Genomic DNA, 12,935 nt, shown 5'->3' with positions numbered 1-12,935 from the left:
CTGCTAATTCTCACTCCTCCGTGTAGTGCAATAAGGATATCCTAAATCCTGATCTTTTCATGTCTAAAGAAGAATTATTAGGCTTTACTACAAATTTTAAAAAATTCTATTTATGACATTTAGAGATTTAAATATAATCGAACCGATTTTAAAAGCAATTGAAGAAAAAGGATATATTGCTCCAACATCTATTCAGGAAAAAGCAATTCCTGCCGCATTGGCGAAAAGAGATATATTAGGTTGTGCACAAACAGGAACAGGAAAGACCGCTTCGTTTGCAATTCCTATTATTCAGCATTTGCAGGCAAATAAAGAGACAGATAAACGTCAGGGTATCAAAGCACTGATATTAACGCCTACCCGTGAGCTTGCTATGCAAATCAGTGAGTGCATTGATGATTATTCAAAATATACCCGTGTGCGTCACGGAGTTATTTTTGGTGGTGTGAATCAACGTCCGCAGGTTGATATGTTGCGCAAAGGAATTGATATTTTAGTGGCAACTCCGGGCCGCTTGCTTGATTTGATAAATCAAGGGCATATCCATCTGACTAATATAGAATATTTTGTGCTTGATGAGGCAGATCGTATGCTCGATATGGGTTTTATACATGATATCAAGCGAATATTGCCGAAACTTCCGAAAGAAAAGCAAACGCTGTTTTTTTCAGCAACAATGCCGGATAGTATTATTGCTTTGACAAAGTCGTTATTGAAAAATCCGGTGAAGATTTATATAACACCGAAGTCATCAACAGTAGATTCAATCAAGCAAATTATTTATTTTGTGGAGAAGAAGGAAAAAAGCCAGCTATTAATTTCGATTCTGCAAAAGGCGGAAGACCGGTCAGTGCTCATCTTTTCACGAACAAAGCATAATGCTGATAAAATTGTTAGAATATTAGGTAAGGCAGGGATTGGAAGTCAGGCTATTCACGGAAACAAAAGCCAAGCAGCGAGACAGTCTGCATTGGGGAACTTTAAATCGGGGAAGACGAAAGTAATGGTGGCTACCGATATTGCTTCCAGAGGAATTGATATTAATGAATTGCCGTTGGTTATTAATTATGATCTTCCTGATGTTCCCGAAACTTATGTACATCGTATTGGTCGTACGGGAAGAGCTGGAAATGAAGGTACAGCACTTACGTTTTGCTCGCAGGAAGAACGGAAATTGGTTAATGACATTCAAAAATTGACAGGAAAGAAACTGAATAAAGCTGATTTTGCTATTTGAAATCAGCGAATTATAATCCTTTAAAATATAAATATTAAATTAAATATAGATTCTATGGCAAAATCCATGACAGTTGGTAAACGTGAAAATGAAAAGAAAAGACTCGCTAAACGGGAAGAAAAACTCAAGAAGAAAGAAAGCAGAAAATTATCAGGTACCAGTAGTTTCGATGATATGATTGCTTATGTAGACGAGAATGGAATGATAACTTCAATTCCGCCCACTGATGATATTAAAAAGGAGGAGATTAATCCGGATGAAATAATCATAGCAACTCCAAAGAAAGAGGAAACAGAACCGGTAATTTTGAAAGGTCGAGTTGAATTCTTTAATGAATCGAGAGGCTTTGGCTTTATAAAGGACCTTTCAGGAGTTGATAAGTACTTTTTTCACGTGAACAATGCTGCACCAGGTATTGCCGAAAATGATATTGTGACATTCGATTTGGAACGTGGGGTGAAAGGGATGAATGCAGTTAATATTTGCTTGGAAAAGCAGTAAAACTTTATCTTTCCCGACTTGTAATTAGGAATATTCGATAAACACCATTTGGGGGTGACCTACAAGAGAGCAAGCTTTCCTTTGCAAGAGGAACTTGCTCTTTATTTTTTCTTAATATTTGATTCCTGTTTTGCTGAAAATGTGGAAGCTTGAGGAAAAAAGAAAATCCCTGAAATGTTTAATTTTCAGGGATTTATCAACTTTGAACTCTTTAAAAAGTGGTGTCACCAGGAATCGAACCGGGGACACAAGGATTTTCAGTCCTTTGCTCTACCAACTGAGCTATGACACCAAGATAGTTAACTTGATTCAGTTATTTCTCTTTTGCGGTTGCAAAGGTAGTGAAACTTTTGGAATACACAAATCTTCTGGAAATAAAAAACACTGATAAAAAGTTAGTTACCTTATTATCAGTGTTATATGGAATGAAAATAATTTTGTTATATACAGAGGTTTCTTATTTCTCCTCCTTTAATGGATTCCATCCTTGTGCTTTTAATTCAAATTCTTGTCCATCGCGGGTAATCAATGCACAACCTAGTTCCGGTTTGGTGATATGACCTATGAGACGGACACCTTCCATTTGCGAAACCTTCTCGTGGTCGGCGATAGGTACGGTAAAGAGAAGTTCATAATCTTCACCTCCATTCATAGCACATGTAGTCAGATTCATATTGAATTCTTCAGCCATCACAGCTGTTTGATAATCGATAGGGATGTGTTCTTCGTAAACACGGCAGCCGACATTACTTTGTTTGCATATATGCATAAGCTCCGAAGATAGACCGTCAGAGATGTCCATCATGGAGGTCGGGACAATATTTGCAGAAGCAAGTTTCTCAATGATGTCTTTGCGGGCTTCCGGTTTTAACTGACGCTCCAATAAATATTCTTTGCCGGAGAAATCAGGTTGTATGTCCTTTTCACCTTTCAAAACATTTTTTTCCCGTTCCAATAGTTGTAATCCCATGTAGGCGGCTCCCAAATCTCCACTGACACAAATCAAATCTGTTTCTTTAGCCCCGTTGCGGTATACAACTTTATCTTTGTCTGCATCACCAATACAGGTTATGCTGATGGTAAGTCCGGTGAGGGAAGAAGTCGTATCCCCTCCGACAATGTCGACATTGTATTGCTGACACGCAAGTCGGATACCCGAATAAAGTTCATCCATATCTTCTACGCTGAAACGTTTAGAGAGACCGAGTGATACTGTTATCTGTCGGGGAGTGCCATTCATGGCATAGATATCGGAAAAATTGACTATGGCAGCCTTATATCCTAAATGTTTCAAAGGGACGTATGTCAAGTCAAAATGTACGCCTTCCAGAAGCAGGTCTGTGGTTATCAACATCTGCTTTTCGGAAGGGTAGGAGAGAACGGCAGCATCGTCGCCCACTCCATATTTGCTAGATTCATTTTTCAGTTCGATTCCTCCGGTGAGACGGTCTATCAGACCGAACTCACCGAGAGATGCTATTTCAGTTCTCATATAATTCGGGATAGTTGTTTAGGCACGGTTAATAAGTTCACGCATGATTGTAGTCATTTTCGGTTGAGCGGCGTCGGCAGCTTTCTGAACTTCTTCGTGCGTTACTTCAACGATTTTTCCTTCTACTCCCAAATCGGTAATGACAGAAATACCGAATACTTTGATACCACAATGATTGGCTACAATCACTTCCGGAACGGTGGACATGCCTACAGCGTCAGCACCGAGAATGTGGAATAGCTTATATTCGGCAGGAGTCTCAAAAGTGGGACCTTGTGTACCGATATACACTCCATGCTGAACTTTGATTCCTTTTTCTTTGGCAATCTCGTCCGCTTTACGAATCAGCTCTTTACTGTATGCTTCACTCATATCCGGGAAACGGGGACCATAAGGGATATTCTTTCCGCGAAGCGGATGTTCGGGGAAATAATTGATATGGTCAGTAATAATCATCAAGTCACCGATTTCGAAATCTGCATTGGTACCACCACTCGCATTAGATACAAACAAGGTTTTGATACCCAATTCACGCATTACACGTACAGGGAAAGTTACTTCCTTCATAGAATAACCTTCATAATAGTGGAAACGACCTTGCATGGCTATAATATCTTTATTGCCAAGTTTGCCGAAGATCAGTTTGCCGCTGTGCCCTTCGACCGTAGATACCGGAAAGTTCGGGATATCCGAATAACTGATTTCATACTTCTCGGTAATTTCATTGGCCAGACTGCCAAGCCCGGTGCCAAGTATGATGGCGGTTTCGGGACTGGTATGCATCTTACCTTTCAGATAAGCTGCGGTTTCTTGTATTTTCTCTAACATAATCGATAATATGTTGGTTAAATTTATCTTGTTGATTCTGTAAAATCTCTATTTCAATAGGCAAGGCATAGATATATGGTTTTAAAGCTTCGTCCAAAGCCGGATGATTAATCAGGCGTGTTGCATCCTTCTCGGTAGTGATAATCAACCGATGCTCCCCTTTCAGCTCATTGAACCGTTCTTTGATACGCTGCATATCCCGGCTACTGAAATCGTGATGATCATTGAACTCCAATAAATCTATCTGCTTTGCACTGTCTTTCAGCTTTTCGAGGATAGAGATAGGTGAAGCGATACCGGTCATCAGTAATACATTCGTATCCGTTAATGCGGATAATGGAATCTCTTTGTTCACCGAAGCCATCTCTGCATCCGATGACTGGGCTGGAAATACCGGTTGCAAATTAGCATATAGGAACGAAGAAAAGAATAACTGCTGGTAGGGATAAAGGTTCAGACGTTTTGCGATAATATTGTAATCAATGGGCTTGATATCCTGCGGACATTTGGTCACAATGACGATTTGTGCCCGGTTTTTGCCGCCGACAGGCTCACGTAACCTACCTGCGGGAAGTAATGTGTCATCACAAAATAAGCGATGATAATCTGTTAATAGAATGCTCAGTCCCGGCTTGACATAACGGTGCTGGAAAGCATCATCCAGCAGAATGATATCTATTGAAGGCTTTTCCAATGCAAGCAACTCCTCTATGCCATGACAACGTTTTTCATCGACCGCTACTGTGACGGATGGAAACTTCTGATGTATCTGGTAAGGCTCATCACCGATACTTTCTGCTGTACTTTCCGGAATGGCAAGCACATAACCTTTCGTGTGTCGTTTATATCCCCGACTCAATACAGCTACATTATATTGATTACAAAGAAGCTTTATCAGATATTCGGTGTGGGGAGTTTTTCCTGTTCCTCCTACGGCTAGATTACCTACACTGATGACAGGTATATCGAAATTCTTTGATTGGAAAAAATTCCAGTCAAAAAGCTTGTTTCTCACCCTTACCGCCATTCCATAGAGCCAGGAGGCAGGATAAAGCCATTTGTGTATCTTGATAAAGTGATCGTCCATGTTTGCGTTTTATTTAATATTCAGTTCAAACGGAACACGTGCCTGAATCATAGATTGTTCTTTCAGGTTCGTTAGCAGACCGAATTGCCGGTAATATTCGCCTAACTTACTTTTCAGTAATTGTGATTCTACGTAATTAGTCGGCTTCGTATCAAGCAGAGAAGACAATACGTCTTTTTTCTCCGGATAAGACACAATGGTGTATCCTCCGACTCTGGCTTTGGCAACAGCAATATCCAATGCTTTATCGATTCCCCCCAATTCATCTACTAATCCCAGTTCTTTGGCGGCCTCACCTGTCCATACACGACCTTCGGCGATCTTTTCTATTGCCTCTTTGGTTGTATGGCGTCCTTCGGCACACCGGGTTATGAAAGTGTCGTATCCTTCGGCTACCATCATTTGGAGCAATGCTTTTTCACCTTCACTGAACGGACGCATGATATTGCCGAAATCCGCATATTTATTCGTTTTTACTACATCATAGCTTAAACCGATTTTATCGGTCAATTCTTTTACATTGGGAACCATACCGAAGATTCCGATGGAACCGGTCAGCGTTGTTGGCTCTGCTACGATTGTGTCAGCACCACAAGAAATGTAATAGCCTCCTGATGCGGCATAGTCACCCATGGAAACAATTACCGGTTTCTTTGTTTTCAGTTCTTTCACCGCATACCAGATTTGCTCGGAGGCAAAAGCACTGCCACCCGGTGAATTGACGCGGAGAACAACGGCTTTCACATCATCATTATCTTTCAGCTTGCGAAGGTCGCGAATGACTTTGGAGCCGACAATACCCTCTTCTGAAGTTGCAGAGCCCGGATAATCTGTAATTTCACCACTGGCATAATAAACAGCTATAATATTCCCGCTTTTATCTTTCGGCACATTTTTCCTTACGTTTATCATGTCACCCAATCCTAACAAAGAAAGATTGTCGTCTTCGTCTATATCTACCAACCTTTTAAGGTAATCGCGTACATCATTGCGATAAACCAACGTATCGGCCAATCCACATCTGACGCTCTCTTCTGCCGGATAGAACATTAACATACGGTCGGCATAGGCTTTTAATGAATCTACGGGAATATTTCGGGAAGCGGAAACGCCTTCGGTAACCTGGCTCCAGATAGAACTGATAAATGTCGTGACCTGTTCACGGTTAGCCGGACTCATCTCTGTAGCGATGAACGGCTCTACGGCGGATTTGTATGTCCCTACCTTGAATATTTGCATTTCTACTCCAATTTTCTGCAATAAGTCTTTGTAGAACAAAGGGGTGGAGGCAATACCCCGCCATTCAATCATTCCTTTAGGATTTAGCAGAACCTTGTCGGCTGCACTGGAAAGATAATAAAGCCCTTGAGTGTAAGAGTCGGCATAAGCGATGACAAATTTGCCACTTTCCTTGAAGTCGAGCAGTGCATTACGAATCTCTTGTAAAGAAGCGTATGATGTCCCCAACGAATTTGCCTGCAGATAAATCCCTTTGATATCCTCATTTTCTTTAGCTTTCTTGATAGACGAAAGAATGTCGTCCAGCCCATACGTGTTGGAATCGTCGTTGAACAACTGTGATAAAATGCCTAGTGGATCTTCTTGCGTGCGTTCCACCAACGTTCCGTTCAGATCAAGTATCATAACGGAGTTCTTTTTGACTATCGTTTCCGTATCCGAAGCAGCCATGATACCAAACAGCGTTACCATGCCGATTATAAATAATACAATACTTGACAAAATGATACCTGTCACTGTGGCAAGTGTAAATTTCAAGAAATCTTTCATTATACTAATAATTTTTTATCAGCTAGTTATTAAGCTAACAAAGATAAATAATTGAGTTGATATTTATTCAATAAGTCGTGCGAATTTTTGTTTTATCACAATGAATCTGTATAAATTGGGTTTTTATCGTTTGAGATTTAAGTATATTTGTCTGTGTCCGGCCTTCCTAAATAGAAAGAATTCTTTATTTTTGCAACGTAACTTTTAATGCGACATCAACTTTAATATCATATTTACCATGAAAAGAAAAGCCCCCTTTATGGCTATAGCTTTAACAAGCTTGTTTTTGTATTCTTGTACACCAACAGAAAAACAGGAAGTCAAGGATTATACTCAGTATGTTAATACTTTTATTGGTGCCGCTGATAATGGGCATACCTTCCCCGGAGCCTGTTGCCCTTTCGGAATGATACAGACTAGCCCCGTGACGGGAGCAGTCGGTTGGCGGTACTGTTCGGAATATGTTTATGAAGATTCTCTGGCATGGGGATTTACACAGACACATCTGAATGGAACCGGATGTATGGACTTGGGAGACATTCTCGTCATGCCGGTAACGGGTACACGTACTCGTGCATGGAATGCTTATCGTAGCCGCTTCTCTAAAGATAAGGAAGCTGCTACTCCGGGTTATTATACAGTTGAACTTTCCGATCCTCAAGTGAAAGCGGAACTGACCGCTTCTATCCATGCAGCCCTTCACCGTTATACTTATCATAAAGCCGATTCCGCTTCTGTTCTGATAGACTTGCAGCATGGTCCTGCATGGAGGGAAGAACAATATCATTCACAGGTCAACAGTTGTGAAGTAAACTGGGAAGATGCGCAGACACTGACCGGGCACGTCAATAACACAGTATGGGTGGATCAGGATTATTTCTTTATCATGAAATTTAATCGTCCGGTAGTCGATTCGCTTTACCTGCCGATGGGCAAGACTGAAAAAGGAAAACGCATCATTGCGACTTTCGATATGCAACCGGGAGATGAGTTGATGATGAAAGTAGCCCTTTCCACTACCGGTATAGAAGGTGCCAGAAAAAATTTGGAGACGGAAATTCCCGCTTGGGATTTTGAGGGAGTGAAAACTGCCGCTCATGATGAATGGAATAATTATTTGAGTCGTATTGACATAGACGGTACGGATGATGAAAAGACAAATTTCTACACCTGTTTCTATCATGCATTGATTCAGCCTAACCAGATTTCGGATGTAGACGGTATGTATCGCAACGCCGCCGATTCAATAGTAAAAGCGGGAACGGGTGCTTTCTATTCTACCTTCTCTTTGTGGGATACCTATCGTGCTGCCCATCCGTTCTATACATTAGTGATCCCCGAACGTGTAGATGGTTTTGTCAATTCGTTGATCGAACAAGGTGAAGTGCAGGGTTTCTTGCCTATTTGGGGATTATGGGGTAAAGAGAATTTCTGTATGATTGGTAATCACGGTGTATCAGTCATTGCCGAAGCCTATCGTAAAGGATTCCGTGGCTTTGATGCTGAACGTGCTTTTAATATAATAAAGAAGACGCAGACGGTGTCTCATCCGTTGAAATCCAATTGGGAAGTTTATACAAAATATGGCTATTTCCCGACAGACCTGATAAAAGCTGAATCTGTATCTTCTACTTTAGAGTCGGTATATGATGATTATGCAGCTGCCGATATGGCACATCGTATGGGTAAAGAGGAAGATGCGGCATATTTTGCAAAGCGTGCTGATTATTATAAAAATCTGTTCGATTCGCAGACGAAGTTCATGCGTCCGCGTAAGGCTGACGGAACCTGGAAGGCTCCATTTAATCCAAGTGCGTTAGGACATTCTGAAAGTATCGGTGGAGATTATACAGAAGGAAATGCATGGCAATATACTTGGCATGTACAACATGATGTACCGGGATTGATCAGTTTGTTTGGTGGTGAAGTGCCTTTCCTGAATAAGTTAGATTCATTGTTTACCGTTAAGTTGGAGGGCGAAAGTCTGTCAGATGTAACCGGACTGATCGGTCAGTATGCTCATGGTAATGAGCCTAGTCATCATGTAACTTATTTATATGCACTGGCAGGTCGTCCGGAACGTACACAAGAATTGGTTCGTGAAATATTCGATACTCAATACAAGAATAAACCTGATGGACTTTGTGGAAACGATGATTGCGGACAGATGTCTGCCTGGTATATGCTTAGTGCGATGGGATTCTATCCGGTAGATCCGGTAAGTGCGGAATATGTATTCGGTGCCCCACAGTTGCCGAAGATGACCTTGCATCTGGCCGATGGAAAGACTTTCACGATTATTGCGGAGAATTTGTCGAAAGAACATAAATATGTAGATAGTATTACATTGAATGGCGAACCATATACAAAGAAAATGATTTCGCATGAAGATATTGTAAAAGGAGGAACGCTGGTTTATAAGATGAAGTAATCAAAAGAGATAATGTAAAGCTTGCAAAATACATCTCTTTTAAAACGAGTTATTCAAGTTTTAATTAAATAATTTGTTTATTTTATTTTTGCATCATTCTTCTTATAATTTGATAACTACTATAATTAAAACCATGAAAAAACTGAAGATTTTATTATTCTTGTGTGTTGTCGTATGTACGCTTACGGTACAGGCGCAAAAACAATTTACTTTGAACTCTCCGAATGGAAAGCTTCAAACAACGATTACTGTAAGTGACAAGCTGACTTATGACATCCGCTGTAACGGACGGCAGATCCTTGCTCCTTCTCCGATTTCGATGACATTGGATAACGGAGAAGTCTGGGGAGAGAAAGCAAAGTTGTCCGGCACTTCCAGGAAAAAAGTAGATCAGATGATTCCTTCTCCTTTTTATCGTGCCAGTGAATTAAGAGACCACTATAATGAACTGACTCTTCGGTTTAAAAAAGACTGGAATGTAGAGTTCCGTGCGTACAATGATGGTATTGCTTACCGCTTTGTCAGCCGTGCGAAGAAACCTTTCAACGTGGTAGATGAAACGGTAGATTATCATTTTCCATCCGATATGGTAGCTTCTGTACCTTATGTAAAAACAGGAAAGGACGGTGATTATAACTCTCAATATTTCAATTCATTCGAAAATACTTATACTACCGATCCATTATCGAAGCTGAATAAAAAACGTTTGATGTTTTTGCCATTAGTCGTGGATGCCGGTGAAGGCGTTAAGGTTGGTATCACAGAATCCGATTTGGAGAATTATCCCGGCCTTTATTTGTCTGCTGCTGAAGGAGAAAAGCGGTTGACAGGATGTTTTGCTCCATATCCCAAAAAGATGGTGCAGGGCGGACACAATCAACTTCAAATGTTGGTGAAAGAACATGAAGCTTACATTGCCAAAGTAGATAAACCCCGGAATTTCCCGTGGCGTATGAGCATTGTTACCACTTCCGATAAGGATTTGGCTGCAAGCAACTTGAGCTATTTATTGGCTGCCCCTTCCCGTCTGACGGATCTTTCATGGATCAAACCCGGCAAAGTAGCATGGGACTGGTGGAATGCCTGGAATTTGGATGGCGTTGATTTTGTGACCGGAGTAAATAATCTGACTTATAAAGCCTACATTGATTTTGCTTCTGCAAACGGTATTGAATATGTGATACTTGACGAAGGCTGGGCGGTAAATCTGCAAGCGGATTTGATGCAAGTGGTGAAAGAGATTAATCTGAAAGAATTGGTAGATTATGCAGCCTCCAAAAATGTGGGTATCATTCTTTGGGCCGGTTATTATGCTTTCGAGCGTGATATGGAGAACGTTTGCCGTCATTATGCCGACATGGGAGTAAAAGGTTTTAAGGTCGATTTTATGGATCGTGACGATCAGCTTATGACTGCGTTCAATTATCGGGCTGCCGCGATGTGTGCTAAATACAAACTGATCCTCGACTTGCACGGAACGCACAAACCGGCCGGTTTGAATCGCACCTATCCGAATGTGTTGAACTTTGAAGGTGTCAATGGTTTGGAACAGATGAAATGGAGCCCGGCTTCGGTGGATCAGGTGAAGTATGACGTGATGATTCCTTTCACTCGTCAAGTATCCGGTCCGATGGACTACACTCAAGGGGCGATGCGCAATGCTTCGAAAGGTAACTATTACCCTTGCAATTCAGAACCGATGAGTCAGGGAACTCGTAGCCGTCAACTTGCTCTGTATGTTGTATTTGAATCTCCTTTCAATATGTTGTGTGATACGCCGAGCAACTATATGCGCGAACCGGAATCAACAGAATTTATTGCTGATGTTCCGACAGTGTGGGATGAAAGTATCGTGCTTGATGGTAAGATGGGAGAGTATATCGTAACAGCACGCCGAAGTGGAAATGTCTGGTATGTAGGTGGAATCACCAATTGGACGGCACGTGACGTCGAAGTGGATTGCTCTTTCCTGGGTGATAGGACGTATGACGCTACATTGTTTAAAGACGGAGCAAATGCTCACCGGATCGGGCGTGATTATAAATGTGAATCCATACGGATAAAGAATGACGGTAAGTTGAAGATTCATTTGGCACCCGGAGGTGGTTTTGCACTGAAGATCAAATAATAGTTACTTTAGGGTCTATATTCTATCTAAATATTGAACGGATTTGATGAGTCTGAAAATAGGTGGGAGTGCGTCAAAACTTTTATAAACTAAAAATCACCCTCGCTACAGGTAGTTGTAATGAGGATGGTTTTGGCAAGATGTGAGTTCTGTCCCATTTCTATTATCAATTAACTTCCTATTGTTTACAGCTTTCCTGTGTATCATTCACCTTATATCTTATTGTTTTCCCTTACTCATAGCCATTCCTTCCTGTTACTATCTGCGTTGTTGCACCAGAGTGAACAGATCGTAGCACTCTAGTGAACGGTTCTTTCCACTCCAGTGAACAGACTTGTTCACCGGAGTGCTACAGGGCAGACGCATTATATTTTTTACTATATTCTCCTTTGTTATTCCTTTGTTATATTATTGTTTATTAGTATATTACCATTTGTTTATGTCGATTGTTTTTCTTATCTTTATAAGATATATTAAAACATAAACTAACATGAAAATTGGCATAATTGACCTTTGTAAACCAATAGAAGATCCTAGGATGAACCGTAAAAAAGTACATAAAATGGAAACCATTATCTATATATCCATTGCTGCTGTAATCTGTGGCGCCCAATCCTGGAATGAGATTGAGGAATTTGGCAATGCGAAAATTACTTTTTTCAAAAGTCGCATACCTGACCTGGAGTCCATCCCCAGTCATGATACTTTTAATAGATTCTTCAGTATAATAAAGCCTGAGTATTTTGAGTTGATCTTTCGTAATTGGGTAAAACAAGTCTGCCAGGAGGTGAAAGGCGTTGTAGCTATAGATGGCAAGCTCATGCGTGGTCCAAGCCAATGTGATGGAGAACATACTACGGGAAAAGAAGGATTCAAATTATGGATGGTTTCCGCCTGGTCTGCCGCTAATGGACTTTCTTTAGGTCAGGTAAAAGTAGATGATAAAAGCAATGAGATTACAGCTATTCCATTGTTAATTAACTCTTTGGAACTAAGTGGCTGTATTGTTACAATTGACGCGATGGGGTGCCAGAAAGATATACCCCAGACCATTATTGAGCATGATGCAAATTATATTATAGCTATAAAGGAGAATAAGAAAAAAAATTATCAACTGGCTAAACAAATCATTGACGATTATCAGGATAAAGATGAAATAATCAATAGAGTCACCAGGCATGTGTCGGAAAACACCGGACATGGAAGGATTGAGACAAGAACCTGTACTGTAGTCAGTTATGGATCTATTATGGAGAAAATGTTTAAGAAGAAACTTGTAGGGTTGAAGTCTATTGTAGGGATAAAGTCGGAGAGGACAATAGTAGCAACAGGAGAATATACTCAAGAGGTCAGATACTATGTAACTTCACTTGATAATACCAAACCGGAGGAGATTGCGTCTGCCATCAGGCAGCATTGGTCTATTGAGAATAATCTTCATTG

Annotated in this window: 9 protein-coding genes and 1 tRNA gene; 5 read left to right on the top strand and 5 right to left on the bottom strand. The window is 40.8% G+C overall.

Annotated elements, in window-relative coordinates; translation table 11 throughout:
- Positions 1-112: 112 nt before the first annotated feature.
- Entirely contained in the window at positions 113-1,237 is a 1,125-nt protein-coding gene (locus tag BACFIN_RS13180) for a DEAD/DEAH box helicase (protein WP_007751282.1), read from the top strand.
- 54 nt (positions 1,238-1,291) lie between these two features.
- The gene (locus BACFIN_RS13185; protein ID WP_007751279.1) at positions 1,292-1,738 is read left to right on the top strand and encodes a cold-shock protein; all 447 of its coding nucleotides are present in this window, start codon (positions 1,292-1,294) and stop codon (positions 1,736-1,738) included.
- Between the two features lie 219 nt (positions 1,739-1,957).
- Here BACFIN_RS13185 and BACFIN_RS13190 read toward each other — a convergent pair.
- From BACFIN_RS13190 to sppA, 5 genes are all read right to left on the bottom strand, one after another.
- Positions 1,958-2,030: transfer RNA gene (locus tag BACFIN_RS13190), tRNA-Phe, on the bottom strand.
- 165 nt (positions 2,031-2,195) lie between these two features.
- A complete protein-coding gene (thiL, locus tag BACFIN_RS13195) occupies positions 2,196-3,230 on the bottom strand; it encodes a thiamine-phosphate kinase (protein WP_007751276.1) in 1,035 nt (344 codons plus the stop codon).
- Between the two features lie 18 nt (positions 3,231-3,248).
- On the bottom strand, positions 3,249-4,058 hold the full coding sequence (locus BACFIN_RS13200) for a purine-nucleoside phosphorylase (RefSeq protein ID WP_007751274.1): 810 nt from the start codon (positions 4,056-4,058) through the stop codon (positions 3,249-3,251).
- Positions 4,015-5,145 carry a tetraacyldisaccharide 4'-kinase gene (lpxK, locus tag BACFIN_RS13205; RefSeq protein WP_007751272.1) on the bottom strand — a complete coding sequence of 377 codons (1,131 nt, stop codon included), beginning with the start codon at positions 5,143-5,145 and terminating at the stop codon, positions 4,015-4,017. Before lpxK ends, BACFIN_RS13200 begins: the two co-directional genes overlap by 44 nt.
- Before the next feature lie 9 nt (positions 5,146-5,154).
- Complete coding sequence (gene sppA / locus BACFIN_RS13210; protein WP_007751271.1) at positions 5,155-6,933, bottom strand: signal peptide peptidase SppA; 1,779 nt, start codon at positions 6,931-6,933, stop codon at positions 5,155-5,157.
- Between the two features lie 259 nt (positions 6,934-7,192).
- On the opposite strand from sppA, the gene BACFIN_RS13215 reads away from it, so the two are divergent.
- From BACFIN_RS13215 to BACFIN_RS13225, 3 genes are all read left to right on the top strand, one after another.
- On the top strand, positions 7,193-9,364 hold the full coding sequence (locus tag BACFIN_RS13215; RefSeq protein WP_374728453.1) for a GH92 family glycosyl hydrolase: 2,172 nt from the start codon (positions 7,193-7,195) through the stop codon (positions 9,362-9,364).
- Between the two features lie 133 nt (positions 9,365-9,497).
- Positions 9,498-11,492, top strand: a complete 1,995-nt coding sequence (locus tag BACFIN_RS13220) for a glycoside hydrolase family 97 protein (RefSeq protein WP_007751269.1) — start codon at positions 9,498-9,500, stop codon at positions 11,490-11,492.
- A 490-nt stretch (positions 11,493-11,982) separates the two neighbouring features.
- Positions 11,983-12,935 (top strand): ISAs1 family transposase (locus BACFIN_RS13225; RefSeq protein WP_007751261.1); only part of this gene is annotated, 953 nt, incomplete at its 3' end.

The organism is Bacteroides finegoldii DSM 17565 (genome assembly GCF_000156195.1).
Classification (GTDB): domain Bacteria; phylum Bacteroidota; class Bacteroidia; order Bacteroidales; family Bacteroidaceae; genus Bacteroides; species Bacteroides finegoldii.
The sequence above is the reverse complement of the archived record's forward strand: the minus strand, read 5'-3'. Positions and strand labels throughout refer to the sequence as shown.

Excerpts from the sequence above, each read along its gene's own strand:
- BACFIN_RS13180 (WP_007751282.1), top strand. The coding sequence starts at position 113 with ATGACATTTAGAGATTTAAATATAATCGAACCGATTTTAAAAGCAATT.
- BACFIN_RS13185 (WP_007751279.1), top strand. The coding sequence starts at position 1,292 with ATGGCAAAATCCATGACAGTTGGTAAACGTGAAAATGAAAAGAAAAGA.
- thiL (WP_007751276.1), bottom strand. The coding sequence starts at position 3,230 with ATGAGAACTGAAATAGCATCTCTCGGTGAGTTCGGTCTGATAGACCGT.
- BACFIN_RS13200 (WP_007751274.1), bottom strand. The coding sequence starts at position 4,058 with ATGTTAGAGAAAATACAAGAAACCGCAGCTTATCTGAAAGGTAAGATG.
- lpxK (WP_007751272.1), bottom strand. The coding sequence starts at position 5,145 with ATGGACGATCACTTTATCAAGATACACAAATGGCTTTATCCTGCCTCC.
- sppA (WP_007751271.1), bottom strand. The coding sequence starts at position 6,933 with ATGAAAGATTTCTTGAAATTTACACTTGCCACAGTGACAGGTATCATT.
- BACFIN_RS13215 (WP_374728453.1), top strand. The coding sequence starts at position 7,193 with ATGGCTATAGCTTTAACAAGCTTGTTTTTGTATTCTTGTACACCAACA.
- BACFIN_RS13220 (WP_007751269.1), top strand. The coding sequence starts at position 9,498 with ATGAAAAAACTGAAGATTTTATTATTCTTGTGTGTTGTCGTATGTACG.